This window comes from Streptomyces sp. NPDC007917 (assembly GCF_042959105.1).
GTDB lineage: Bacteria > Actinomycetota > Actinomycetes > Streptomycetales > Streptomycetaceae > Streptomyces.
The window spans coordinates 555,086-581,037 of sequence record NZ_JBIBKK010000002.1 but is presented as its reverse complement, the minus strand read 5'-3'; the positions used below and the strand labels follow the sequence as shown (position 1 = coordinate 581,037).

Below are 25,952 nucleotides of genomic sequence, written 5' to 3'. Positions count from 1 at the left end.
CGTGCTGATGAACAAGGGCACCAGCTCCTGCAGGATCGGCGGCTTCCCCGGTGTGGACCTGACCTCGATCGAGTGGCCGAGCCTTTCCGAAGTCGCCTCCTGCCCGCGCAGGGGCCCACGGCCACGGGGGCCACAGAGCACCCCACGGTCCGGCGCGCCAAATGGCTGCGCGTCTACCGCAACACCTGGGGTTTCGTCTCCTTGGTCCTGCGCCGGACACCCGACTCCGCCTGACCCGACCCGCGTGCCCCTGGACGTCACCGACGACCATGCCCCGCATCATGCGGGGCATGGATCTGCGCTCGGAGCTGCTTCCGCCACCGTCCGGACCGCGCGACCGCCTTGTGACAACCCCTGCGAGAGGCCCAGGGGATCGCTTGGGCAGGTCACCCGATCCGCGCGGAGACCTTGGCCGTCTCTGAGCGGAAGCCGTGGCCGACCTCGGGAGCGAGCCCGTGGTAGTGGCGGAAGTTGTAAATGAGCGGGCTCCACGCTCCGGGGTCGACGTGGTGCGTGCCGGGGACGACGATCCGCTCGTGGGCGTGGACACGGACCACCTCGCACTCGACGGAGAAGAATCGGCCCTCTCCGCCCGGGTTCAGCGCGACGGCCCTCGCCTCCAGATGGAGGGGCGATTCGGCGACGCGGGGCGGCCGTACGAGGTCGGACGGCCGCGGGGTCAGCCCGGCGGCGGTGAACTTGTCGGACTCGTACCGGTACACCGCTCGCTTGCTCTCCGGCACCGGATTGGCTCCGGTCAGCGGCGCCAGGCGCTCGACCTGCTCCCACAGATCGGGGGAGGCAAGGTTGATCACCACGTCCGGCCGCGCGGTCAGGTTGCGCACCGTCTGGTTTTCGCCGCCCAGACCCAGGACGACGTTGTGTCCCAGGGCCCAGGCGGACGAGATGGGAGCGAGGTTGAAGGTGCCATCCTCATTCTCCGTGGTGAGCAGGACCACCGGGGTTCCGAAGTAGAGGATGTTCGGACGTATCACTCGATGCGTGTCAGTCGTCATGCAGAGAACGCTAGGCGCACCACCTTTCGACGGGTGCCGAAGTGTCGGCCACCGACCATAGACCTGTGACCAGCACCGACGTGTACACCGCAGAGCCGGATCTCGCTGCTCTGGCAGCCCTTCCGGCCGACCGCACGTGCGCTGCTGGCCGAGGAGCGAAAGGGCCGCAACCGATGTGTCCGGATCGCCGGCCCGGGCATCGCCGAGATGATCGAAGCACTTGCCTCACGGGCTTCCGACCGTCGCGCCTCTGGAGCCTTCCCGGACCGTCTGAGCTCCGGAACCGACAGGAGCCGTACCGGGACATGGCCGGCCGGCAGGAAGAGGTGGAGCCGTGTGTGCCGCGCAGGTCAGGTCGCGGAGGCGGGGCCGGGCGGCAGATGGACTGTCATGATCAGATGACACGCTTCGGTGCCGGCGCCGCGGTAGGTGTGAGCGGCGTCGCCGTCGAAGGTGGCGGTCTGGCCCGCTTCGACGGGGTGCTCGCTGCCATCGACGACGAGGACCATGCGGCCGGAGGTGACGCTGACGGTTTCCACCACGCCGGCCTGGTGGGGGTGGCTCGGGTATTCCTCGCCCGGTTCCAACCGCCAGCGCCACACCTCGACCGGGGCGGGGCCCGAAGTCGTCAGCATGAGCCTTGCCTCGCTGCCGTGCTCTCCCTTCCACAGCGGCATCACGGCGTCGGCCGTCACGACGCGGACACGGGCCTCGCTCGGGCCTTCCATCAGGGCCGAGACGGAGACGCCGAGGGTGTCGGCCAGTCTGACCAGGGTGGCGAAGTTCGGGTTGCCCTGAGCCTTCTCCAGGCCGACCAGGGCGCCCTTGCTGACCTTGGCGCGCTGGCCGAGCTCGTCCAGGGACAGACCGGCGCGGTTGCGGGCCGCCCTCACGTTGCGCGCGAGTGTGCGCAGGGCTGTCTCTGTCTCGGCCATCCGATCACCATCCTCACCAGTGGGTCATTCCATTGCACCGTCCGGTCGTTTGGTTGACAAGCGACGGTCGATCTGTTGTACGGTTCGGTCGTTCCACTGAAATAGTAAGGGATGTACGTGCCGTGATCGCTCTGCTGCTGGCCCTGGGCAGCTCCCTCGCCTACGGATGCGCCGACTTCCTCGGCGGCCTCGGAGCCCGCAAGGCGCATGTGCTGCGCACCGTGGTGATCGCGGCCCCTGCCTCGCTCGCGGTCGAGTTGTCGCTGTGGCCGTTTCTCGGTGCCTCGTTCAGCGGCGGCGCTCTCGCGTGGGGTGCCGCGTCCGGTGTCGCCTCCGCCGCCGCGTTCGCCCTGCTCTACCGCACTCTGGCGATCGGCCCGATGAACGTGCTCTCACCCGTCACGGCCCTGGTCTCCGCGATGCTGCCCGCGGGCGTGGGGCTGCTCCAGGGTGAGCACCTGGGCCTGGCCGGGCTCGTGGGCCTGCCGCTCGCACTGGCCGCGGTCGTCCTGGTCAGCGCCGGCCACGGCGCGGGGTCGGCCCGTCCCTCGCGTACGGCGCTGCTGTCGGCCTTCGGCGCGGGCGCGGCGATCGCGCTGCAGCTGGTCTTCCTGCACCAGGCGCCCGCCGACAGCGGTGTCGCACCGCTGATCACGGGCCGCGCCGTCTCCTCGGCCATCACCCTCGCCGCGCTCGGTCTGATGCGCCGCAGGCTGGGCACCGAGCGGCCCGCGTACGCGATGTCGGCCGCGGCAGGCGGGCTGGACGCCGTGGCGAACCTGCTGTTCCTGCTCGCCGCCCGCAGCGGCGACCTCGCCGTCGTCGCCGTCGTCACCGCTCTGTACCCGGCCGGCACGGTCCTGCTCGCCCGTGGGGTGCTCTCCGAGCGCATCCACCGCGGCCAGCTCGTCGGCCTGGGCACGGCCGCCGTCGCCGTCGGTCTCCTCGCCCTCCCCTGACCCCACCGCGTTCCCCGCGCCCCACTTCACGAGGAGCCCAGCATGTTCATCCAGCCCTGAACCTCCTCCCCTCCGACGCACGCACAGAACGGAAACCCCGCACATGACCGTCTTCCGCCTCGCCCCCACCGTCACGGAGGCCTTCCCCGACACCCTCATCGCCCTGGTCACCGCCACCGGCCTGCGCGGCCACGAGCCGTGGCCCGACACCGCCGCCGCCATGGATGACCTGGAGCTGCGGCTCGCCGACGGCACCTGGCGGCCCGCCGACGAGAGCGACCCGCGCATCGAGGCGTGGCACGCCGCCTACCGCTCCTTCGGCACCAACCCCCGTCGCATCCGCCCCAGCGTCGACGCGATCGGCCGCCGCTTCGCCAAGAAGGGCACCCTGCCGCGCATCAACCCGGCCGTCGACTCCTACAACTCCGTCTCCGTCCGCCACGGTCTGCCCGCCGGTGCCTTCGACCTCGACCACGTCACCGGTGACGTCGACATCCGCCACGCCGACGGCACGGAGGAATTCACCCCGCTCGGCGAACCCGACACCGTCGAGAACCCCAAGCCCGGCGAGATCATCTACACCGACGCCGGCGTCGTGCTGACCCGCCACTGGAACCACCGCGACGCCCACCAGACCCGCGTCACCGAGGACTCCCACCACGTCGCCTTCGTCCTCGAAACTCTCCACGCCACCCGAGACGGCCACCTCCTCAAGACCGCCGCCGTCGAACTCCGGGACCTGCTCGCCCCGCACACCGAGCAGACCACCATCCACTACCTCAGCTCCGCGCAACCCGAGGCCACGGCCTGAGCACTTCGCCGCCCCTCCCCAGGCCTGCCCCCAGGGGACTTTCGACTTGTTGATGAGTGCGAGGGCAGCTATGACACCCCCGGCGACGGCCTCCCGTTGACCTCGGTCAACCCCGGCTACACCCTCACCGATCTGCGTCCCGAGGCCTTCGAGCCGCAGGTCTCCGCGATGGACTGGCTGCCGGGCGGCAAGCTCGCCGTGACGACGTGGGGCGGCAGTACCAAGACGGAGGGGGAGGTGTACGTCCTCGACCACGTCACGGGCGACACCGGCCCGGAGAAGGTCACGTACAAGAAGATCGCCGGCGGCCTGAAGGAGCCGATGGGGATCAAGTACGTCGACGGAAAGCTCTACGTCTCGGAGAAGCACCGGCTCACCGAGTTGTCCGACACCGAGGGCGACAAAAGTGGAGAAACTCGCCCCGAACGAGGCCGCATCCATTTACGACAAGAAGGCCGCCGACCTGAACGCCGCCACCCCACCGGAAAGCTGGCAGACGTACGACATCGACTTCCGTGCGGCCCGCTTCGACACCGCGGGCCGGAAGACCGATGACGCCAGGATCACCGTGGTGTGGAACGGCAGGAAAGTCCACGACAACGTGGCGGTGGACGGCCCGACCGCCGCCGGCGACGCCGAATCGGCGGCAGCGGGCGCGATCCGGCTCCAGGACCACGGCAACAAGGTCCGCTTCAGGAACCTCTGGATCGAACCGCTGGACTGACCGGGTTCACCCCCGGCCGTGGGCCTGCCGCGACCGGCGGGCTACGGCGTCCAGGCCCACGGCGATGAACAGGACCAAGCCGGTGATCACGAACCGGTAGGACGAGTCGAGGTTGAGCAGGGTCAGACCGCTGGAGATCGACTGGATGACCAGAGTGCCGAGCAGGGCGGCGAAGGCCGAGCCGCGGCCGCCGAACAGGCTCGTGCCGCCGATCACCGCCGCGGCGATGGCGTTGAGATTGACGTCTCCGCCGCCGGCGCTCTGGTTCGCCGCGGCGAGCCGCGACGCGGCCAGGACTCCGCCGAGCGCGGCCAGGCCGGAACAGATGACGAACACCGAGGTGTACACGCGCCGCACGTTGATACCCGCCCTGCGGGCGGCCTCAGCATTGCCGCCGACCGCGTAGACGGACCGCCCGTACTTGGTCCGGGTGAGCACATAGTGCAGCGCCAGCACCAGGGCGACGAAGAGGACGAACATCCAGGCGACGCCACGGGTGCGGCACAGGTAGGAGACCATGAACAGCAGTGCGGCCAGCAGCAGCAGCGACTTCGCGACGAGCCACTGCGGCGACTGCGCCGTAAGTCCCGCGCGGCGCCGCGTACGGGCGCGCACCCATCCGGCGGCGGAGAACCCCGCCGCCGCCGCCACTGCCAGCGTGTAGGCCAGCCAGTCGGGGACGAACCACAGCTGCGCGAACTTGACGAGGGTGGAGTCGAAGGGGAGGTTGATCGCGTTCTCGCCCCGCAGCACCAGCAGCTGCACCCCGAGGAAGGCCAGCAGACCGGCCAGGGTGACCACGAAGCTGGGCACCCCCACGCGGTTGAGCCCTTGGCCGTAGAGCCACCCGATCAGGCAGCCGGCGGCCACGGCCGCGAGGACGGCCAGCCAGGTCGGCTGCTCGAACCGGACCATCACGACGGCGGTGATCGCCGCCGACAGGCCGCTGACCGATCCCACGGAGAGGTCGATCTGGCCGACCAGCAGGACGCACACGATCCCCAGCGCGATGATGCCGATCGGAACCATGTCGAAGGACAGGTTCACCAGATTGGTGCTGGACAGGAACGTGGGGTTCAGCACCTGGAAGATGGTCCAGATCACCACGATGCCCGCGATGACGGGCAGCGCGCCCAGGTCTCCGTCCCGGACCCGGCGCACTCCCGCCCGAATGTGGTCGGCGATGTCCCGTGGGGTCGCGAGACGCTCGTCCCGCGGATCGGCGGGCGGCGCCACCCGATTGGCCTCAGTACTCACGGCTGTTCCTTCTCTTCCCGCTGGGCGAGCGTGTGGCGGGCGGCCCGCCGTGACACCACGTTGTCGGCCGCGCCGGTGATCGCGGCGACGATTTCCTCGGAGGAGACGTCCCTGGCGTCGAACACGCCGTTGTTGCGGCCGAGCCTGAGGACGGCGACACGGTCGGCGACCGCCCTGACGTCCTCCATGTTGTGGCTGATCATCACCACGCCGAGTCCGTTGTCCTTGAGCCGCTCGACCAGGTTCAGCACCTCGGCCGTCTGCGCGACGCCCAGGGCCGCCGTCGGCTCGTCGAGCAGGACGACCTTGGGGCTGCTGAGCAGGGAGCGCGCGATGGCGACCGTCTGCCGCTGGCCGCCCGAGAGAGCGGCCACCGGCACGTCGAGTGTCGGGATCTTCGCCGACAGCTCGCGCAGCAGTTCCCACGAGCGCTTCTCCATGGCGACCTCGTCCAGCATCCACGGCCGGAGTTCCTGGCCCAGGAACAGGTTCGCCTTGACATCGAGGTTCTCGCACAGCGCGAGGTCCTGGAAGACCGTGGCTATTCCCATGGCGTGGGCCTCGGCGGGCGAGCCCAGGGAGACCTCGTCGCCGTGAAAGAAGATCTTCCCCGCGTCGGCCGCGTGGACTCCGGAAAGGACTTTCACCAGCGTGGACTTGCCGGCACCGTTGTCCCCGACGATGGCCACCACCTCGCCGGCCGCGACATCGAGGTCGATGTCGGTGAGCGCGGCGACCGCGCCGAAGTGCTTGCATATGCCCCGTAGTGACAACGCGGTGTCCGTGTTCTCGCGGGGAACCGCTGTGCCCGTACTCATGGCCCGCTCTCCTCCAAGGCGAAGACCGCTACTGGATGCCCAGTCGGCGGCAGTCGGCGGCGTACTGCCGGGTGCACACGTCCTTGGTCTTGAGCACTCCGTCGGGGCCGAAGATGACCTTCTTGAGGTTCTCCTGCGTCACGACGGTCGGCTGGAACAGCTGGGAAGGCGTGTCGAACAGCGTGGTGTCGGCCTTGGGCTTCTTCCCTCGCATCAGCTCGTAGGCGACGTTCGCGGCGGCCTCGGCTACGGTCTTGATCGGCTTGGAGATGGTGTTGTACTGGTCTCCCGCGATGATGCGCTGCACCGCCGCCAGCTCGGCGTCGTTGCCCGTGACCGGCGGGACCCGCACATCCGCCGCCTTGAACGCGGCGATCGTGCCCCCGCCGGTGCCGTCGTTGGCCGCCACCACGCCGGCGATCCGGCCCTTGTACTGTGCGATCTGGCCGCTCACCCACTGCTGTGCCTTCTCCGGCGACCACTTCGGCGCGTCGTACTCGGCGAGCAGATCGAACCCGCTGTCGTCGACGGCCTTGTGAATGCCCTTCTTGATCAGTCCGGCGGCGGCGTCGGTGGGGGACCCGTTGACCTCGAGCAGGCCACCCTTGGCCTTGGTCGCCTTCAGGTGATCGATCAGCGACTGCCCGATCGACGTGCCGATCGCCTCGTTGTCGAACGAGACGTAGAAGTCCGCCGGCTTCGCGACAACAGGTCGGTCGTAGGCGACCACCTTGACGCCCTGGGACTGTGCCGTCTGCACGATCGTCGCCGCCGCGGTCGAGTCGACCGGGTCGAGGACTATCACCTTCGCGCCCTGGGTGATGGCGGAGTTGGCCTGCTGCTGCTGAAGTGAGGCGTCGCTGTTGGCATTCTGGTAGATCACCTTGCAGCCCGAGCACAGTTCGGCCATGCGCTTCTTGAAAAGCGGAGCGTCGTACTGTTCGTAGCGGGTGGAGGCGAGGTCGGGCATCAGGAAAGCGACCTTGCCCGTCGTGCCCTTCCCCTGGGTGGCCTTGGTCGGTTCCTCAGCGCATGCGGTGAGGACACTCAGGGCGATGACGCCGATGAGAACACCATGGGCCGGTCTCCTCATGTTCCACTCCTTGATCCGGGGCCGCGAAGCGATAGCTGTGCCACAACGCACAAAGACGTCGCGCACAAGTAATGTGACGGTCATCGGAAGTGTCAACAGGCAGCCGGAAACGAACATGAGTTGCTGGCAATTCGATCGTCTGGAGTGTTTGATTATTCAGCCTGGCTGAACAGCGGCGCACCGAACTCCCCAGGGGAAAACAGGGCATGTCCGGCTGAAGCAGCCTCTCTCCAGGGGGAAGTCCGGTAGCCGGCAGGTGGGGTCCGGGGCGCGCGGGGATGTTCTCTTCACATCAATCGAACAGGGGTCTCATGGAGGCAAACGAACACCCGGCCGCCGACGAAGGCGGACGAGGGCCGAGCGACAGGCGGGAGCGGATCAAGACACGCGTTGTCGACGAAGGCTTCGTCCGCATCGAGCAGCTCGCGGACGAGTTCGGCGTCACGCCGATGACCATCCGTCGCGACCTCGACTACCTCCAGGGCAAGGGATGGCTCAGAAAGGTGCGTGGCGGGGCGACCGCACAGCCGTCGACGGCATTCCACGGTGACGTCCGGCACCGCACCCAAGCCATGGTGGCGCAGAAGAGCATGCTCGCGCGTGCCGCGCTGACCTTCGTCAAACCGGGTCAGTCCCTCGTCATCGACGACAGCACGTCTGCCCTCGCCCTCGTCGGGCTGCTCCCGCAGCGGGCACCGCTGACAGTCATCACCAACTTCGTGCCCGTCACCCAGCTTCTCGCCGGCAGCGCCGGAATCGATCTGATATCACTGGGCGGCCTGTACTACCCGGCCTACGACGCCTTTCTCGGCATCCGGACCGTCGACGCCGTGAGCACCCTGCACGCCGACATCCTGTTCGCCTCCACAACCGCCATCACCCGCGGTCACTGCTACCACCAGTCCCAGGAGACGGTGGCGGTCAAGCGAGCCTTGATGGAGGCATGCGACCGGAGGGTCCTCCTGGTCGACCACACCAAGTTCCGACGACGTGGGCTGTACCAACTCGCTCCCGTCACCGCCTTCGACCTCGTCATCGTCGATGCCGACATCCCGGAGCCGGACCTCGACTCGCTGCAGAGCAAAGGGGTGGAAGTCCTCGTTGCGCGACCGGACTTGACGGCCTAGGACACCGAGAAGCAGAAGAGCTTGCCGGACCAGCCGGCGAAGAGATGGTCGTCGATGGGGATCGCCGACCAGGAGCCGGAGCCACCGCTGACGGGGTGGTGCCAGACCTGTCGGCCGGTGCCGGCGTCGAAGCCGTAGAGCCCTTTCTTTCCCGAGAGGAGGAAGAGGTCGCGTACGGCGCCCAGGAACTGCGGCTCGCCGAGGCCGGAGCCCGCCGTCCAGCGCTTCGCCCCGGTCCGGGCGTCGACCGCGTGCAGGACCCGGTCGAGGTAGCAGACGGTGTCACCGGACCGGTCGTAGCCCCGCATCCCCCGGGCCGCGGTCCGCACGCTCCACAGGGTCTTGCCCGTCTTCGGGTCGAAGGCGGCGAGCAGCCCGCCGGTCGCGCCGGCGGCCCCGGTGGCCGGGTAGCAGAACAAGGTTCCCTGGAGCAGGTTCAGGGAACCCTGCCAGCCGAGGATCGCACTGTTCGTCGGTGGGAGACCGGTGGGCCTGCTCCAGAGCGTCTCGCCGTCGGCGGGCTTGAGGGCGAGCAGCCGCATATCGCCGTCGATGGCGTAGAGCACCTCGCCCTCGGACGGCGCACAGAGGGTGACGAGATCCTTGGACCACAGGCGGTCGCCCGTGTCCGACGCGATGACGGTGTATCCGTTGAGGATCGCGGTCGTGGACGTTTTCGACGCGCGGCCCCAGACGACCAGATGGCCCGCCCGGGTGGCGCCGTCGACCGTGGGTCCGCCCATGTCCGGCGTCTGCCACCGCACCTCACCGGAAGACGCGTCGATGCCCTGGAGGCGCCCGTCGCTTCTGGTCACGAGCAGCGGGCCGTCTGCGAACTCGATCTCCGGCGCGCCGGCCCCGCTCGGGGACGCGGCCCACAGCTCCTTCCCGGAGCGGCCGTCGAACGCGTGGACCTTCCCGTCGGTGCGTACGGTGTAGACGCGCTTGGCGTCGGCCATGGCGTCGGTGTTCTGGCCGCTGAGGTCCTTCCACAGGAGCTTGCCGGTGGCCCGGTCGACGCAGACCCCCGAGGTCTCCCCGGCGCACAGCAGGGTGGACGGTGTCACCGCGAGGAGGGACATGCCGGGCTGCGGGAGGTCAGCGGTCCAGGAGAGTTCGGGGATGGCGGTCGCGTCCCCGCCTGGCGACCGGAGGATCAGCGCGGTGCCCGTGGCGGCAGCGGCGACGGCGAGCACCGCGCCGCCGGCCAGCATCCGGCGCCTGCTGAGCAGCGGGGTGCGCACCTCGTCGTGCAGGCTGCGCCGCGCCGCGGTCACCTGCAGCTCGACCGCGCCGAGCCAGCCCGCGGTGGTGGCCGGACGCAGCCGGTCCTGCAGCTGGGCGACGGTCGGACGCCGGGCGGGGTCCTTGTCGAGGCAGGCGGCGACGATGCCGAGCAGGGCCTGCGGGACGCCGTCCAGCTCCGGTTCCTCGTGGGCGGCGCGGTAGAGCAGCGCGTGCGCCGCGCCGGTGCCGAAGGGCGGGGCGCCGGTGGCGGCGAAGGCGAGCACGGCGCCGAGCGCGAACACGTCGCCGGCGGGGGTGAGCTCGGCCCCCGTCGACTGTTCGGGCGACATGAAGCCGGGCGACCCGATGATCTGGCCTTCCGCGGTGAGCACGGTCCCGTCGACGGCCCTGCTGATGCCGAAGTCGATGACTCTGGGCCCGTCGGCGGTGAGCAGGATGTTGGACGGCTTGAGGTCGCGGTGGATGAGTCCCGCGCGGTGGATGGCGGCCAGCGCCTCGGCCAGGCCCGCGCCGAGCACGCGCAAGGTGGCCTCGGGCATGGGCCCGTGGGCCCTGATGGCGTCGGTGAGCGAGGGGCCGGGGATGTACGCGGTGGCGAGCCACGGCTGCGGTCCCTCGGGGTCGGCGTCGACGACGGGCGCGGTGAAGGCGCCGCCGACCGCGCGGGCGGCGTCCACCTCGGCCTTGAAGCGCCGCCGGAAGCCGGGATCGGCGGCCAGTTCGGGGCGTACCACCTTGACGGCGACGGCACGGCCGCTGCGCGACGCGGCCAGGTGGACGCGGCCCATGCCGCCCGCGCCGAGTTCCCGGATCACCCGGTACGGTCCGATGTGTGTGGTGGCGTCGCCCTGCGTGGTCATGGGGTGGGGCTCCGGAAGGCGTAGAGGGTGGTGTCGGACGCGGCGTAGACGGTCGTGCCGGAGGCCTGCACCGACCAGGACGTGTCGCTCTTGGCCTCGGCCCCGGAGGCCTGGTGCGCCCACAGCGGTTTGCCGTCCGAGGCGCGCAGGACGATGAAGCCCGGGGTGACGGCGCCGAACAGGGAGAGCGCCACCAGGGACCCGGTGACGGAGGGGCCCGGGTCGAGTGCGCCCGTGGGATTGAGGGTCAGCGGACTCGGGGTGTGCCACAGCTGGCCGCCGTCGCGCAGGCCGAGGGCGAAGACGGTGCCCTGGCCGTCCGCGACGTAGGCCCGGTCGCCGCGGACTGTGGTGGGGCTCAGATTCGTCGTCTCGTTGACGGCGGTCCACAGGTCGCCACCGTCGGCAGTGCTCAACGCGCGCACCTTGACGTGGGTGACCAGCAGCGCGTTGCCGTCGGTGGCCAGTTTCGGGTAGGCGCCGGGCTTGATGACGTCCCGGACCGTCCAGCGGACCTCGCCGGAACGCAGGTCGATTCTGTGGACGTTGCCGTTGTCCTGCAAAAAGCAGTGGCGCCCGTCGGCGATGGCCTGGAAGTCGGAGCCGTTCACCGTGCGGGACCAGAGCACCGACCCCTCGGCGAGGTCCACGGCGCACACGCTGTAGCCCTGATGGCCGCTGGTGCTGACGACGGCGACGGAGCCGGCGACGACAAGGACGTCCTGGACCTGGTCGGCGTACGACTGCGTGTCCTTCTGCTCGGTGACCGTGTGGGTGAACTTCAGGTCACCCTTGGCGTCCACACCGAGCAGATAGCCGCGCTCACCCGCCCAGGCTGTGCCGAACAGTGTCGAGCCCCGGACCGTGAGCCAGTCGGGCCCGCTGGAGGCGTCGGACGGTATGCGGGCCCTGGCCGTCCAGCGTTCCTTTCCGGTCGTGGTGTCGTAGGCGATGGCGGTCTGCTTGTCCCAGTGCACCAACGTGTTGCCGAGAAGGCGTAGTTGGCCGTTCTCCACCCGCCGCAGCGGGCTCGACCACCGCGGCTTCGGTCCCGCGGGCACCTTGGCCCGGGGCCGGACCGTGGTGCCCGCGCCACCGCCGCGGCCTGGGGTGCGGCCGGGCTCCGACCGCCGCCCGGCCACGACCGCGGCGCCCGCGGCCACCGCGGCGGCGCCACCGGCCACGGTGATCCGCACGAAGCGGCGGCGGCTCGGCCCGCTCGGGTCCGCCGTGATCAGCGGGGTCATGGGCATGGGGGGTGCGGCCACCAGCACGGCGGCGTGCGCCTCGCGTGTGGCGAGGTCGTCCCGCAGGCCCGGGGTGAGCAGCGCGGAAGGTTCGGCGGGGCCGAGCGCGGTCAGCACCGCGCCGGTGGGCGGCCTGCGGGTGGGGTCCTTGTCCAGGCAGGCCGCGACCAGCGGACGCAAGCCGTCGGGTACGCCGTCCAGCAGTGGCGGGGCGTGGACGGCCCGGTAGAGGATCTCGGCCGTGTTTCCGGCGCCGAAGGGGCCGCGGCCGGTGGCCGCGAAGACCAGGACGCAGCCGAGGGAGAAGACATCGGCCGCCGGTCCCGCCTCGCGGCTCGACACGATCTGCTCGGGGGCCATGAACCCCGGCGTCCCGATCACGGCGCCCGTCCGGGTGACCTGCGTCGCGTCCGCCGCCCGGCTGATGCCGAAGTCGATGACACGGGGCCCGTCCTCTGCCACGAGTACATTGCCGGGCCCCAGGTCGCGGTGGACGATTCCGGCGGCGTGGATCGCGAGCAGCGCCTCGGCGAGGCCGGTGCCCAGGGCCCGCAGGGCCGGCTCGGTCAACACGCCGAAGCGGTGCACGACATCATGCAGGGACGGCGCGGGGATGTACGCGGTGGCCAGCCAGGGCTGCGGGGCGTCGGCGTCCGCGTCGAGCACCGGAGGGGTGTAGAACCCGCTGACCCTCCGGGCGGCGCCGGCCTCGCGCCGGAAACGCCCGCGGAAGTCCGGCGTCTCGGCGTACTCGGGCCGGATGACCTTCAGGGCGACCAGGCGTGACCCAGGTGACCTGGCCAGGAAGACCCGGCCCATGCCGCCTTCGCCCAGGAGCTGGAAGACCTCGTAGGGGCCGATCCGGCCGGGGCTCGGCGGCTGCGGGACCGTCGTGTGCGACGGGAGGACTGCCGTGTGCGACGGGAAGACTTTCGTGTGCGGCCGCGGAACCGTGGGGTCGCCGCCGCCGTGCGCCGGTGTGTGCACCGTGATCGTGGACGCGGGTCAGCCCAGCGAACCGAGTACGTCGCGCGCGGCGGCGACGACGGCATCCTCGGCCTGCCGCTGGTTCCTGCCGGAGTCCTTGGTGTCGTAGGTGAGGCTCACCGTGAACTCGGCATTGCCCTCACGGACGATCACCTGGGCCTCCGCCAGGTCGAAGGGGTCCTTGTCCACACCGTGCACGACGTAGGCGTCCTCGCCGAGCCCGCTGAGCGACCGGGAGTCGGTGATCGTGCGCACCTTCTTCAAGGCCTCGAGGGCGCTCTTCTTGTGCACGTCGAACATGCCACTCGCCGACGGGCCGACCGTGAGGTTCACGTCCAGGCTCAGCTGGCCGCCGCCCGAGCCGAACGGCGTGTCCCAGCTCGGCATCCTGGTGATCATGGCTGCCATCGTGGCGTCGTCGAACTGCGACGGCTTGCACTCGGTCCCCGCGGCGATGCGCGCGATGGTGGACGCCTTGATCAGCCGGCACCCTTCGGGCACCTTGGTGAACGATTTCCCCGCCGCCGTCGGCGCCTTCGGCTCGGCGGCGCCGCCCGGAGCACCGGACCGCTTCCCCTCCGCGGCGCTCTCGCCGTCACCCCCCGACATGGCGATGACCAAACCGACGATCGCGGCCACGGCGAGGGCCGCACCGCCGCCGATCAGCCAGGGCCGCGTACCGCCGCCGCGCGGCCGCCCCGAGCCCGGGCCACTGCTGAGCGGCGACGTCGCTGGGACCGGCTGCGACCAGGCCGAAGGCGTGCCCGGCGACTGGGGCGGGACCGGAGGCGGTGCCTGGCCCGGCGGAGGCGGCAACTGCCCCGGGGCCTGCGCCGCAGGACCCCACCCCGGTCCTCCCTGAGGGAGCGTCTGGGCGGGGCCGGTCTCGCCGGAACCCTGCTGGGGGTCCGACTGCGGGGCATTGCTCACGGGGTAGCTCGCTTTCCGTTCTCGCCATCGGGGCCGGCAGGGCCCGTCCCGTCGACCGGGCCGGATCCAAGGCGCACCGGGGCCCGGCACAACTTGCAAAACCCTTTCGCGAGGCGATGCAATGCCGATGAAATCTCGCTGAAGCAAGGGACTTGGGGGCAGCGCGACCATGGGGAACTTCGAGGTCGGCACGGTTCCGGCGAATTCGGGAGCGGATCGGGCAGAAGCGACGGGACGGCTGCGGATCGACCTGCTCGGCCCGGTCCAAGCCCGCCGGGGCGGGGCACCGCTCGGCATCGGCCCCCTGCGGCGGCAGGCGGTGCTGGCCGCGCTGATCCTGCGTACGGAGACACTGGTCACCCACCAGCAACTGCTCGATGACGTATGGGGAACCGAGCCCCCGGGGACGGGCCGCCGGGTCCTGCCGAGCTACGTCTACCCGCTGCGCAAGGCACTGGACGTGCCCGGGGCCCGGCCTGCCGAGTCGTTGATCCGCGGCGAGCACGGCGGCTACCGCTTCGTGCCGGGCGGCGCGCGGACGGACATCGCCCAGCTGGCCGAACAGGCCGCCGGCGCCCGGCGCGCGAAGGCCGCGGGCGAACTCGCCACCGCCCTCGACCACTGCACCCGGGCCCTGCGGCTGTTCCGCGGCGAGCCGCTGCCCGGCCTGCCGGGACCGTTCGCGGACACCGAGCGGCAGCGTCTTGCCCAGCAGCGGCGCGCGCTCCACGAACAGCGGGTGGAGTGCCTGGTGCTCCTCGGCCGCTACCCGGAGGCCCTGGACGACCTCATGGCCGCGCCCGCGGCGGAGCCGTACGACGAGCCGCTCGCCGCCCTGCGGATGCGCGCGCTGTACGGCAGCGGCCGGCAGGCCGAGGCGCTCACCGCTTACCAGGAGACACGGGACCGGCTCCTGGCCGAACTGGGAGTGGAGCCCGGTGAGGAACTGCGCCGGGTACACCAGGGCGTCCTGCGCCGGGACGACCTGCTGCTGCTCGGCCGGGCGGCGCGGAAGCGCGCGTCCGCGTCCGAGCAACCCCCGGCGCGGCGCAACGAACTCCCCGGCGACACCGCCTGCCTCGTCGGCCGGGAGGCGGAACTCGCCCTGCTCACCGCGCCCGTGTCCGACGCGGCGGTGTCGGTGGCGGCCGTGGACGGCACGGCGGGCGTCGGCAAGACCGCGCTGGTGGTCCGCGCCGCCTGGACGCTCCGCGACCAGTACCCGGACGGCTGCCTGTTCGTGGACCTGCACGCGCACAGCGCCGCACACGAGAGCCTCCGCCCGCAGCGGGCACTGCACCGGCTGCTGCGCGCCGTCAAGGGCGCCGACGGCGATCTTCCGGACGACCTGGACGAGCTGGTCACGGCCTGGCGCGCGGCCACCAGCTCCCTGCGACTGCTGCTGGTCGTGGACGACGCCCGCAACGCGGAGCAGGTGCGCACCCTGCTGCCCGCCGGTCCGGGCAGCAGGGTGCTGGTGGCCAGCCGGCAGCGCCTGTCCGGACTCGACGCCGACCTGCGGCTCACCGCGGAGCCCCTCAGTACGGGCGAGGCGGTCACGCTGCTCACTCACCTCCTGGGTGAGGCGCGCGCCGAGCGGGAACCAGGGGCCGCGCATGAACTCGCCCGGCGCTGCGGCGGTCTGCCCCTGGCGCTGCGGATCACGGGGGCCCGGCTGCAGAACCGCCCGTCCTGGACGCTGGCCCACCTGGTGGACCGGATGTCGGACGACGCGCGCCGACTCGGCGAGCTGCGGGCCGATGACCGCAGCGTGGAGGCCGCCTTCCGGATGTCGTACGACCAGCTCGCGCCCGAACTGCGCCGCACCTTCCGCGCGTTGGGCCTGTCGCCGACCGCCGGATTCGACCCGCTCACCCCTGCCGTCATGCTGGGCCGTTCCCGTGAGGACACCGAGGATCTCCTGGAACGCCTGGTCGACGCGAGTCTGCTGCAGCAGCCGCAGCCCGGCCGCTACCGGCTGCACGACCTCGTACGGGATCACACACGCCGCCTCGCCGCCGCGGCACCCGAAGAGGCCGCCGCGGACCGTGCCGCCGTGCTGCACCTCTACACAGCCGCCGGCCGGATCGCCAGCGACTGGGGTCCCGAGGGCTTTCCGACCGGCCCGGACGTCTCCGGCTCGCCCTTCCCCGGCTGGCTGGACGCCGCCGCATGGCTGGACGCCGCGGGTGGTGAACTGGTCGACGTGGTGGCCTATGCCGCCGCCGGGGAACACGACCTGGCCTGCTGGATCGCCGAGAGCATGCTCGACCACCTGGTCCGCCAGGGCCGCTTCCACGAGTGCCGGGCGGCCCTGCAGATCGCGCTGCGCTGCGCGGACGTAGCCGCCGACCAGCGGATGCCCTCCTCGCTGCGGAACTGCATGGCCATCGCCGACATCTATCAGGGACGCTTCCGAGCGGGACACGCCTGGAGCGCCGACGCGCTGCGCCTCGCCCGCCGCCAGGGCGACCTGCGCGAGCAGGCCCGGGCGATCGCCGGTCTTGGCGCCACGGAGCGGGCGATGGGACGCACCGCTGAGGCGGTCGCCCACCTCAGCGAGGTGGTGGAGCTCGCGGCCCGACTCGACGACGACTGGCTGGCCGGGATGTCGACCTGCAACCTCGGCGCCATCTACGACCAACAGGGGCGGCACGAGGAGGCGCTCGCGTACTACGCCACCTCCCTTGCCTTCGCCGAGAAGATCGGCCGGCCCAGGATGATCAGCAAGACCCTGGGCTTCGCCGCCGAGGCCCACCTGGCGCTCGGGCGGCACGTGGAGGCCAGGAGCCTGCTGAGACGGGCGGCCGACCTGGCCCGGGAGGTCGCGGACCTGCAACTGCTCGCGGTGAGCCTGTCCCTGCTGGGTGCCGCGGAACACGGTCAGGGAGACCTGCGCCTGGCCGTCGCCCTCCACCACGAGGCCCTGTCCACGCTCACCGAGCACACCAGTACACCGCTGGAGGCGGAGGTCCGCCGCCGCCTCGGGAACACCTATGCGGCGGCGGGCCGTAGTGCCGAGGCACGGCAGCAGTTCCACATCGCCGACGCCCTGACCACCGCGTCACGCACCGATCGTTGACGGTGGCGAGCGGGGCCGTTACCGTGCCGCGTGATGGGAGCGCTCCCAAAGCCGCGACACAGGACAAGGCCGCGACACAGGACAGGGAGAACCCCCGGACCGAGGTGAGGGGCACCGAGACGGCGCAGAGCAACGCCGAACGCCAACGTTCAGGAGGAGGAACGATGACGTCACATCGGAGGGACTCCATGGTCACAGGGCCGCAACTCCCGAGCCGGAGGTCCGTTGTAGCGGCGATGAGTGCCCTGCCGGTCCTCGCGGCGACGCCGGCCGTGGGGGCGTCCGGGGCGCCATCCGCGGCGTCGGCTGCCGGTGTGACCGTCGACCCGTCGATGGAACGGCAGACGATCCGAGGCTTCGGCGGTATGAACCACACGCTCTGGATCAGCGACCTGACGCCTGCCCAGAGGGACACGGCATTCGGCAACGGCGAGGGGCAGCTGGGGTTTTCCGTGCTGAGGATTCCCGTCCACGAGAGCCAGGCGAACTGGAGCCGCGAGGTGGCGACGGCGAGGCGTGCGATCGAGCACGGGGCGACCGTCATCGCTTCGCCGTGGAATCCCCCCGCTCAGATGGTCGAGACCTTCGTCCACGGCAGTCAGACCAACGCGAAGCGGCTCCGATACGACATGTACGGCGCTTATGCGCAGCACCTGAACGACTTCTGCAAGTTCATGAGGGACAACGGGGTGAACCTGTACGCCATATCGGTGCAGAACGAGCCCGATTACGCCCATGACTGGACGTGGTGGACTTCCGGCGAGATGGTCAGGTTCCTGCGGGAGAACGCCGGCTCGATCAGCACCAAGGTCATCGCGCCGGAGTCCTTCCAGTATGTGAAGAGCTTCTCGGACCCGATCCTCAACGACCCAGGGGCACTCGCCAACCTGGACATTGTCGGGGCTCACCTCTACGGCACGCCGTACCAGAACTTTCCCTACCCCCTCTTCAAGGCAAAGGGCAGTGGCAAAGAACTCTGGATGACCGAGGTCTACTACCCCAACAGCAGCGATTCAGCGGACCTCTGGCCCCAAGCGCTCGACGTGGCGGAACACATCCACCATGCCCTGGTGGACGCCGAGTTCCAGGCATATGTGTGGTGGTACATCCGGCGTAGCTACGGTCCCATGAGGGAAGACGGGAAAATCAGCAAGCGCGGCGCCGCCATGGCACATTTCTCGAAGTTCGTCCGCCCGGGACATGTGCGGATCGACGCCACCTCGAATCCCCAGCCGAATGTCTACACTTCGGCGTACAAGGGAAGTGGCTCCAAGGTTGTCATCGTCGCCATCAACAAGGGCACCTCGGCGGTGAGTCAGTCGTTCACTCTGAAGAACAACACCTCGTCCGGAGTGTCGTCCTGGTTGACGGACGCAAGCAGGAGCCTCGCGGCCCAGGGCAGGATCAGCGTGTCGAACGGCTCCTTCACAGGCCGGCTTCCCGCTCGTAGCGCGACGACCTTCATGACCGAGTAAGGCCAACAGAACCGAGCAGGGGCCATTGCGGGCATGCTGACGGTCAATACGTCCTACGCTGACCACCATGCCGACCCGGGTGCCGATCAGCGACGAACTGCGTTCCGCCGTGGGCTGCCCCACGGAGGCCACGCTCCTGGACAGCAGCCCGCGCTCCCGGGTGTGGCGAGTCAAGCTGCGTGGTGGTGGCCGCGTGATCGTCAAACAGATCACCGACGGCGGCGGAACCGGGCCCGACGGGGATGCTCGCCATGCCCGGGAGGTCGCCGCGTTGCGGCTCGCCGCGCGGGCGACCCGGCCCGCCGTCGCGCCCGCGCTGCTCGGAACGGACCCGGCGTCCCGCGTGATGGTCCTGGAACACCTGGACGATCTCGGCGTGGCCGACGACTGGATGCCGGGCTACGCCGAGTCCCTCGCCCGACTGCACGCGCTCACCGGGCCGGCCGATACGGGCACGCTCCCCGCCTGGTCCGGACCGACGGCCGCCGACGCCGAGTCCTTCCTCACCCTCGCCAAGACGCTTGACGTCCCCGTCCCACCCGCAGTGTCAAACGAACTCGCCGGCCTGATCGACCGGCTCGACCCCGCGCCCCACCATGCGCTGCTGCACGGCGACCCCTGCCCCGGCAACGACCTGCGCACCGCCACCGGTGTCCGCTTCGTCGACTTCGAGCAGGCATCGCTGGGCAACGGCCTGGTCGAACTCGCCTACCTCCGCATCGGGTTCCCGACCTGCTGGTGTGCCATGTCGGTCACGGCCGCGCCACTCGCGGAAGCCGAGGACATCTACCGTGCCACCTGGCGGAGTCTCACCGGCACGGAGGTCCCCGGCGATCTCGCCGACGCCTGCGCCGGCTGGCTGATCCGTGGCGACGCACTCGTCGAACGCGCCCACCGCGGATCGGTCGACCACCTCGCACGCGTGCCGGCGGAGGACTTCGAGTGGGGCTACGTCTCCGCCCGGGAGCGCCTCGTCCACCGGCTCGACGTGGTCGCCGGCCTGACCCGCGACCACGACCATCTGCACGCACTCGGCCACCTCAGCGCGGCCCTGGCCGCACGCCTGCTGGAACGCTGGCCCACCCTGCGCCCACTGCCCGCGCAGGACACCCGACCTCGGTACTGACAGCCTGTGTGATCTCCGAGTGCCTTCGCGGATGGGGCGGTGTCTGCTGTCGCCGGGTCCTGTGTCATCGGGGGACACGGTCTACGATCAACGCTGCCTAGTGAGAACCACTTACCGCCGGGGGACTTGGGGCTGTGGACGACCGCGATCTGATACTCGCTGACCGCTACCGCCTGGTGCGCCCGCTGGGGCGCGGCGGGATGGGGGAGGTGTGGGAGGCGCGGGACGCCAGTCTACGGCGGCCGGTCGCGGTCAAGGTGATCTCGGTCCTCGCGGGTGGCGGCAGTCGGGCCGACGAGGCGCGCGCCCGGTTCCTGCGGGAGGCGCGGATCACCGCCGCGCTTCAGCATCCCCATATCGTGACCGTCCACGACCTCGGTGAGGCAACCACCGGCCAGGGCACGACGCCGTTCCTCGTGATGGAACTGCTCCGGGGCGAGGGCCTGGACGCCGTGGTCCGGCGCGGGCCTGCCGGCGAGGAGGATGTGGCGCGATGGGGGGCGCAGGTGTGCGACGCGCTGGGCGAGGCGCATGCGGCCGGCATCCTCCACCGCGACATCAAGCCCGCGAATCTGTTCGTCATGGCCTCGGGCAACCTGAAGGTGCTCGACTTCGGGATCGCCCGCGCCGCCGACGCCTCGGCCACCGGTGACCGGCTGACCCACACCGGGTTCATGGTGGGCACGGCCGCGTACATGGCACCGGAGCAGGCACGCGGGCGCCCCGAGCAGCGCAGCGACCTGTACTCCCTCGGGTGCGTACTGTTCGAACTGCTCACCGGGCGGCTGCCGTTCGATGCCCCGGACACCCTCGGGTATGTCACGGCGCACCTTCACGATCCGCCCCCCGCGCCGAGCAGCTTCGTGCCCGGCGTCTCCGCTCCGTGGGACCGCCTGGTCGGTCGGCTGCTGGCCAAGGACCCGCGCGAGCGATACGCATCGGCCGCCGTGCTCGCCGATGAGCTGCGGCGCTTCGGTGGTGCGCGGCAGGCCGTACCCGCGGTTCGCTACACCCCCACCGTCGCCGACCGGGAGGGGCACGGGGCCGGCTCACCGCCTCCGGCCGCCGCCGTGTCCGGCGATCTCGCGGCGGCATCCACCGTTCAGGCGCCTGCCGGGCCGTCCGGCGGAACAGGCATGAGCCGGCGCACCCTGCTCCTGGGGGGCGCGGGCGTCGCCGCGGTCGCGGTCGCCGGAGGGGCGGCGGCGATGTACCTGACCGGCGAGCCCAAGCGGGACCCGGTCGCCTGGTCGCAGAAGATCCCAGACATCGACCTGATCAACTCCGACGGTCCGGACGTCGTCCTGGCCGACGGCCGGTGTCATGTGGCCGCCGGTCACTACGACAAGGACACCGCCGCGCTCCACACCTTCGACCTTGCCACCGGTAAGCGTCTGTGGAAGGCGTCCCTCAACGTGGCCTGGTCCCGGGAAACACGCTTCGCGGTCGTCGGCGGGACGGTACTCGCCCTGACCCAGGACCCCGCTGAGAAAGGCGGACTGGTGCACGCCTTCGACGCTGCCACCGGCGAGCGCCGGTGGCAGCGGTCGGTCTCCTACGGCGCCATGAGGCTGGATGTGCACCGGCCCAGCGGCCTGCTGATCACCGCAGAGGACGGTTACGTGACCGGAGTCGATCCACGCACCGGCGCCTCGCGATGGGGGATCGACGCATCCTCCCCCTACCAATCCACAGCGATCCTGGCCGGCGACCTGATCCTCTGCAGCGGCGGAACCGCAGTACTCGGCAAGACGGGCAAGAAGCTGTGGACACGCTCCGGCTTCCAGCCGCAGGGAGACCTGGTGCAGCCCCTCGGTGAGGGCCTGCTCTGCTACGAGGACGGCAAGACAGACCCCGTCGACCTCGTCTGCCGCAAGGCGGACACGGGTGAGGTGATGTGGCGGAGCCCGTTCCAGAACACCAAGCCGGACACCCTCGTCTCCGGGGCCTTCCAGCCGCTCGACGAGCTGGTGTCGGACACCACGGTCTTCCTTCCGCTGGCCGCGGGGTCCCGCCGGAAACCGACCGCGTTGAACGCACTCACCGGCGAGCAGACCTGGACCTACGGCAGTACGTACCAAGAGGTTGGCCTGAAGGAACAGGGGACGACGAGCGTGGCAGGCGGGTTCGTCCTGCCCACGGGATCGGGACCGGTGTGCCTGGCCGCCGACGACGGCACAAAACGGTGGCAGGCCGATACTCAGCGAGTGCAGACCACCGGCACATACGCCCTGCTCTCCGAGACAGGGCAGGCACGAGTGTTCCAGCAGTGGACCAGCGTGAGGATCGTCGAAGTGGAGCACGGCCGCACGCTCTGGACAGGCCAGTTCGACAGCACGGCCACGAGCGAGCCTGCCGCGAGCGGCGACTCGATCGTGTTCCTCGACGGCGGCGGCACACTGTGGGCAGTGCGCGTGTGACCTTTTGGGCCCGGCGGGAAAGCGGCCACCGCCGCTGGCTGACCTGTGAGTTCGGGCCGGGGGCCACGCATCGCGCATCCGGGGCCGCGGCGTGATCGCCGTGCGCCCTGTGTCATGGCGCGGCGTCGCACGAGCTGTCGCCGGACCGGGCGATGCCGCCGGCGCGGTGCGGCCCTGGCGCGTTGAGCCCGTAGTGGTCGCCGATCATCCGCAGTGTGAAGCACGCGACGGCCGCCCCCAGCGCGGCGGGCACACCGTAGACACCGGTGCGTTCGCACGCGACGGTGATCCCGGCCCCCAGCAGCGCGGGGATCGCGTACAGGTCCGCGTACAGCACCGTCGGCAAGCGCAACACCAGCACGTCGCGCAACGTGCCGCCGCCGACGCCGGTCACCACGCCGAGCAGCACCGCCTGCGGCGCGCCGATGTGATACTCCAGCGCGGTGGTCGCGCCGGTGACCGCGAACAGACTGAGGCCGGCCGCGTCGAACACCGTGATCAGCGTCCGATAGCGCTCCAGGTGGCGCCACAGCAGGAACGTGACCATGCCGCCGGCCACCGCGACCGCCAGGTACCGCCAGTCGCTGAACGTCGCCGGGGGCAGCGCGCCGGCGAGCACGTCCCGGAGCACACCGCCGCCCAGGGCGGTCACCATGGCGAGCGCGAGCACGCCGACGATGTCCAGACGTGCCACTCGCGTCGCCGTGAGCGCGCCGTTCAACGCGAACGCGAAGGTGCCCAGCAGGTCGAGTACCAGGTGCAACACTCCATAGCCATGCATCGTCGACCCTTCACACATCCCGCCGTCGCTCGCCTTGACGCCCTCGGCACTGTCTCACCAGGTCACAGTGCGCGCACCGCGTTGACCCGAACGGCCTACACGCGATGCGCGCCCCGTCGCTCCGCTGGCACCCTGGACCCCGGTGGGACCAATGGCGAGCGAGTGACATCTGATGGGGGGTGCAAGCGGAGGGTAAGGCGGTGACAACACGTGACTGCGACACGGATCGAGGCGCGGTGGTGCTGATCGCCGGACGGAGCTGGGACGGACTCGCGGACCGGCCCTCCGGGCACACCGAGGTGGCGGTGCGCGACGGTCGGATCGCCGAGGTCGGGCCGACTGTCGACCGAGCCGGCGCCGAGGTGGTCGAACTCGGCGATCGCATGCTGCTGCCGGGACTGATCGACTGCCACATCCACACCACCGTCGATCCCAGCCGGCTCCTGCGGGCCTTCGTGTCCGACGGGTCCGCGGCGATTGCGCTGCGCGCCTTGCCGGTATTGCGTGACCTGCTCCACCGTGGCTTCACCACGGTCCGCGACCTGGCCACCTTCGCCGCCGAGCCGGTCACGCTGTACCTGCGCAACGCCATCGCCTGTGGTCACATCGTGGGTCCACGGATGATCGTCGCGCCGTACCTGATCTCCGCGCGGGGCGCGCACGGCGACGCCTCGACGTTGCTCGCGTCACACTTCAACCGTGAGATCGGCGCGCTGGCAGACGGCGCGGACGAGATCATGCGCAGGGTGCGCGAGAACATCCGTGCCGGCGCCGACTGGATCAAGTTCGGAGCCACCGGCGGCTTCGCCACTCCCGCCGACGATCCCACACAGACCACCTACACGCAGGAGGAGATGAACGCGCTGGTCGCCACGGCCCGCGACCTGGGCATCCCCTGCACGCCGCATGCCTACGGCGACGAGGGCGTCTCACGTGCCGTCACCGCCGGAGTTCGCTCGATCGAGCACGGCAACCTCGCTTCGGCATCGACACTGACCCAGATGGCAGAGCGAGGCGTGTTCCTCGTGCCGACCCAGTTCATGATCCTCGACGCGCTCGACCACCTCGACGACGACAGCTACTGGGAGGGCAAGGAGCCGGCGGAACGCGTGAAGTTCACCCGCTACGCCGACCAGCTCCATCGGTCGGCGCGCCACGTGGCCGCGAGCAACGTGCGCATCGCGTTCGGCACCGACGCCGGCATGTTTCCCCACGGCGAAAACTGGCGCGAGTTTCCGGCGATGGTCAAGACCGGTATCGCCACCGTGCGGGCGCTTCGCGCTGCCACCAGCGTCGCCGCCGACCTGCTCGACCGGCCCGACCTCGGACGCCTCCAGCCCGGCGCGACCGCCGACCTGGTCGCACTGCCCGCCGACCCCTTCGACGACATCACGGCCGTTGCGGGCATCGACTTCGTCATGCGGGGCGGCGCCGTGCACCGCACTCCCATCCGGTGACAGCAGACCTCTGACCACGCGGGGCATCGCGGGCAGGTGTCCTCGGCCGTCAGGGCCGTCAGGGCCGTCAGGAAGGCGGCCAGCTTCGCAGGGCCATGTCGGCCACCTGCTGCAGGTCGTCACGCGTAGCGCCGCTGGCGGCTTGGACGGCGATGCCGTTGGCCACGGTCATGAGGTAGCGGGCCAGCAGTCCGGGATCGGTGCCGGGGGGCAGGTCTCCATTGTCGACGGCTTCCTGGAACCGGTCGCGGAGAAGGGAAATGCCCTCATTGCGCCAGACGATGAGGGCATCGCGGGCGCCGCGTCCCGGGTCGCCGGCGGCGAGGGATCCTTGGACGCCCAGGCACCCGGTGGGGCAGCCGGGGCGCGTGGTGGCCCGAACGGAGCCGCCCAGGAACGCGGTGGCCACCTGCCGGGCGGTCGGCTCCCGCAAGGCCCGGGCCGCGTACGAGGCAGGGCCTTCCGTGTAACGCTCGAGGGCTTTGCGGAACAGGTCCTCTTTGTTGCCGAAGGCCGCGTACATGCTGGTGCGGGTGATGCCCATGGCCTTGGTCAAGTCGGTGAGGCTGGCGCCTTCGTAGCCCTGTGCCCAGAAGACCCGCATGGCGCGCTCCAGGGCCTCGTCGGTGTCGAAACCCCTCGGTCGGCCGATTGGCGCCTTCTGCCGCGTCTCCATGCCATCGATCATACCTCTTCCGCACCGGTCGGTACAGATGTGCTACGTTCGCTTTCGGTACCAATCGGTACTGAAATCTGAGGAGGTCATCAACATGGGACAGCTTGAAGGCAAGACCGCCGTCATCACCGGGGGCAGTACCGGGATCGGCCTGGCAACCGCCATCCGGCTGGCAGCCGAGGGCGCGCACGTGTTCATCACCGGCCGGCGCAAGGCCGCGCTGGACAAGGCCGTGGAGACCATCGGCCCGGCGAGAGCCACCGCGGTGGTGGGTGACATCTCCAACCTGAACGACCTGGATCGCCTGTACGACGCGGTCCGCGCCCGGGGCCGGGGCCTGGACGTGGTCTTCGCGAACGCGGCGAGCGCCTCGTTCGCGACACTGGAGCAGATCACCGAGCAGCACTTCGACCAGACCTTCGGTGTCAACGTGCGCGGCACGCTGTTCACCGTGCAGAAGGCGCTGCCTCTGCTCAACGACGGCGCATCGGTGATCCTGAACTCCTCGGTCCGCGCCGGTGACGGTGTCGCGGCGTTCGGCACGTATGCGGCCTCCAAGGCGGCAATCCGGTCCTTCGCCCGGACGTGGGCCAACGAGCTCAAGGACCGGAACGTCCGGGTCAACGCGATCTCCCCAGGCACCATTGACACTCCTGGACTCGACGCTGTCGTCAGTACGGGGGACACGCCCGTCACCAAGGCACAGTTCGCCGCGGCCAGCCCACTCGGCCGGATCGGGCACCCGGACGAGGTCGCCAACGTGGTGGCTTTCCTCGCCTCCGAGCAAAGCAGCTTCATCGTCGGAGCCAACCTGTACGTCGACGGCGGCGAGACCCAGGTCTGACCCGCGCGGGCGACGTCCGTCGCGCGATCACCAGCGGCGCCAACAAGGCCGCCGTAGGCGGTGACGAACTGCATCCACA

General features: G+C 70.5%; 22 protein-coding genes and 1 pseudogene. 13 read left to right on the top strand and 10 right to left on the bottom strand.

What is annotated here, in order from left to right; genetic code table 11:
- Positions 1-72 precede the first annotated feature (72 nt).
- Positions 73-234 (top strand): hypothetical protein, encoded by a 162-nt coding sequence (locus tag ACFZDL_RS05400; RefSeq protein ID WP_353592049.1) that lies wholly within the window; start codon positions 73-75, stop codon positions 232-234.
- A gap of 152 nt (positions 235-386) precedes the next feature.
- Here the strand turns inward: ACFZDL_RS05400 and ACFZDL_RS05395 are convergent, their stop codons facing one another.
- Entirely contained in the window at positions 387-1,016 is a 630-nt protein-coding gene (locus ACFZDL_RS05395; RefSeq protein ID WP_353592048.1) for a flavin reductase family protein, read from the bottom strand.
- Positions 1,017-1,366: 350 nt separating this feature from the next.
- On the bottom strand, positions 1,367-1,951 hold the full coding sequence (locus ACFZDL_RS05390) for an XRE family transcriptional regulator (protein ID WP_353592047.1): 585 nt from the start codon (positions 1,949-1,951) through the stop codon (positions 1,367-1,369).
- A 122-nt stretch (positions 1,952-2,073) separates the two neighbouring features.
- Between ACFZDL_RS05390 and ACFZDL_RS05385 the strand changes: the two genes are divergently transcribed.
- From ACFZDL_RS05385 to ACFZDL_RS05370, 4 genes and pseudogenes are all read left to right on the top strand, one after another.
- Positions 2,074-2,910, top strand: coding sequence for an EamA family transporter (locus ACFZDL_RS05385; RefSeq protein WP_353592046.1), 837 nt, complete (start codon positions 2,074-2,076; stop codon positions 2,908-2,910).
- 103 nt (positions 2,911-3,013) lie between these two features.
- Positions 3,014-3,721 carry a phenylalanine--tRNA ligase beta subunit-related protein gene (locus ACFZDL_RS05380; protein ID WP_353592045.1) on the top strand — a complete coding sequence of 236 codons (708 nt, stop codon included), beginning with the start codon at positions 3,014-3,016 and terminating at the stop codon, positions 3,719-3,721.
- A gap of 54 nt (positions 3,722-3,775) precedes the next feature.
- A pseudogene (locus tag ACFZDL_RS05375) lies at positions 3,776-4,162 on the top strand (hypothetical protein); the annotation flags it as partial.
- Positions 4,128-4,445 (top strand): DUF1080 domain-containing protein, encoded by a 318-nt coding sequence (locus ACFZDL_RS05370; RefSeq protein ID WP_353592044.1) that lies wholly within the window; start codon positions 4,128-4,130, stop codon positions 4,443-4,445. The pseudogene ACFZDL_RS05375 and the gene ACFZDL_RS05370, both read left to right, overlap by 35 nt.
- Before the next feature lie 6 nt (positions 4,446-4,451).
- On the opposite strand, the gene ACFZDL_RS05365 is transcribed toward ACFZDL_RS05370, so the two are convergent.
- The 3 genes from ACFZDL_RS05365 to ACFZDL_RS05355 are packed head-to-tail and all read right to left on the bottom strand — an operon-like array spanning position 4,452 to position 7,613.
- Positions 4,452-5,702 carry a sugar ABC transporter permease gene (locus ACFZDL_RS05365; RefSeq protein WP_391190438.1) on the bottom strand — a complete coding sequence of 417 codons (1,251 nt, stop codon included), beginning with the start codon at positions 5,700-5,702 and terminating at the stop codon, positions 4,452-4,454.
- A complete protein-coding gene (locus ACFZDL_RS05360) occupies positions 5,699-6,520 on the bottom strand; it encodes an ATP-binding cassette domain-containing protein (protein ID WP_353592043.1) in 822 nt (273 codons plus the stop codon). Before ACFZDL_RS05360 ends, ACFZDL_RS05365 begins: the two co-directional genes overlap by 4 nt.
- A gap of 28 nt (positions 6,521-6,548) precedes the next feature.
- The gene (locus ACFZDL_RS05355; protein WP_353592042.1) at positions 6,549-7,613 is read right to left on the bottom strand and encodes a sugar ABC transporter substrate-binding protein; all 1,065 of its coding nucleotides are present in this window, start codon (positions 7,611-7,613) and stop codon (positions 6,549-6,551) included.
- 311 nt (positions 7,614-7,924) lie between these two features.
- Between ACFZDL_RS05355 and ACFZDL_RS05350 the strand changes: the two genes are divergently transcribed.
- Positions 7,925-8,740 (top strand): DeoR/GlpR family DNA-binding transcription regulator, encoded by an 816-nt coding sequence (locus ACFZDL_RS05350; RefSeq protein ID WP_353592041.1) that lies wholly within the window; start codon positions 7,925-7,927, stop codon positions 8,738-8,740.
- Here the strand turns inward: ACFZDL_RS05350 and ACFZDL_RS05345 are convergent.
- The 3 genes from ACFZDL_RS05345 to ACFZDL_RS05335 are packed head-to-tail and all read right to left on the bottom strand — an operon-like array spanning position 8,737 to position 13,481.
- A complete protein-coding gene (locus ACFZDL_RS05345) occupies positions 8,737-10,848 on the bottom strand; it encodes a PQQ-binding-like beta-propeller repeat protein (RefSeq protein ID WP_353592040.1) in 2,112 nt (703 codons plus the stop codon). The genes ACFZDL_RS05350 and ACFZDL_RS05345 overlap by 4 nt on opposite strands.
- On the bottom strand, positions 10,845-13,082 hold the full coding sequence (locus tag ACFZDL_RS05340) for a PQQ-binding-like beta-propeller repeat protein (RefSeq protein WP_353592039.1): 2,238 nt from the start codon (positions 13,080-13,082) through the stop codon (positions 10,845-10,847). Before ACFZDL_RS05340 ends, ACFZDL_RS05345 begins: the two co-directional genes overlap by 4 nt.
- A gap of 18 nt (positions 13,083-13,100) precedes the next feature.
- A complete protein-coding gene (locus tag ACFZDL_RS05335; RefSeq protein WP_353592038.1) occupies positions 13,101-13,481 on the bottom strand; it encodes a hypothetical protein in 381 nt (126 codons plus the stop codon).
- Between ACFZDL_RS05335 and ACFZDL_RS05330 the strand changes: the two genes are divergently transcribed.
- From ACFZDL_RS05330 to ACFZDL_RS05310, 5 genes are all read left to right on the top strand, one after another.
- Positions 13,480-13,944 carry a hypothetical protein gene (locus ACFZDL_RS05330; RefSeq protein ID WP_353592037.1) on the top strand — a complete coding sequence of 155 codons (465 nt, stop codon included), beginning with the start codon at positions 13,480-13,482 and terminating at the stop codon, positions 13,942-13,944. The genes ACFZDL_RS05335 and ACFZDL_RS05330 overlap by 2 nt on opposite strands.
- Positions 13,945-14,181: 237 nt before the next feature.
- A complete protein-coding gene (locus tag ACFZDL_RS05325; protein WP_353592036.1) occupies positions 14,182-17,094 on the top strand; it encodes a BTAD domain-containing putative transcriptional regulator in 2,913 nt (970 codons plus the stop codon).
- Between the two features lie 236 nt (positions 17,095-17,330).
- Positions 17,331-18,569 carry a glycoside hydrolase family 30 beta sandwich domain-containing protein gene (locus ACFZDL_RS05320; protein ID WP_353592035.1) on the top strand — a complete coding sequence of 413 codons (1,239 nt, stop codon included), beginning with the start codon at positions 17,331-17,333 and terminating at the stop codon, positions 18,567-18,569.
- A gap of 67 nt (positions 18,570-18,636) precedes the next feature.
- On the top strand, positions 18,637-19,695 hold the full coding sequence (locus tag ACFZDL_RS05315) for a phosphotransferase (RefSeq protein WP_353592034.1): 1,059 nt from the start codon (positions 18,637-18,639) through the stop codon (positions 19,693-19,695).
- Between the two features lie 134 nt (positions 19,696-19,829).
- Positions 19,830-22,115 carry a protein kinase gene (locus ACFZDL_RS05310; protein ID WP_353592033.1) on the top strand — a complete coding sequence of 762 codons (2,286 nt, stop codon included), beginning with the start codon at positions 19,830-19,832 and terminating at the stop codon, positions 22,113-22,115.
- 112 nt (positions 22,116-22,227) lie between these two features.
- Here ACFZDL_RS05310 and ACFZDL_RS05305 read toward each other — a convergent pair whose 3' ends face one another.
- Positions 22,228-22,896, bottom strand: coding sequence for a TRIC cation channel family protein (locus ACFZDL_RS05305; RefSeq protein WP_353592032.1), 669 nt, complete (start codon positions 22,894-22,896; stop codon positions 22,228-22,230).
- A gap of 236 nt (positions 22,897-23,132) precedes the next feature.
- On the opposite strand from ACFZDL_RS05305, the gene ACFZDL_RS05300 reads away from it, so the two are divergent.
- Entirely contained in the window at positions 23,133-24,353 is a 1,221-nt protein-coding gene (locus ACFZDL_RS05300) for an amidohydrolase family protein (protein ID WP_353592031.1), read from the top strand.
- A 67-nt stretch (positions 24,354-24,420) separates the two neighbouring features.
- Here ACFZDL_RS05300 and ACFZDL_RS05295 read toward each other — a convergent pair whose 3' ends face one another.
- A complete protein-coding gene (locus ACFZDL_RS05295) occupies positions 24,421-25,029 on the bottom strand; it encodes a TetR/AcrR family transcriptional regulator (protein ID WP_353592030.1) in 609 nt (202 codons plus the stop codon).
- 94 nt (positions 25,030-25,123) lie between these two features.
- On the opposite strand from ACFZDL_RS05295, the gene ACFZDL_RS05290 reads away from it, so the two are divergent.
- Positions 25,124-25,873: an SDR family oxidoreductase gene (locus ACFZDL_RS05290; RefSeq protein WP_353592029.1), complete on the top strand. Its 750-nt coding sequence runs from the start codon at positions 25,124-25,126 to the stop codon at positions 25,871-25,873.
- Positions 25,874-25,952 lie beyond the last annotated feature (79 nt).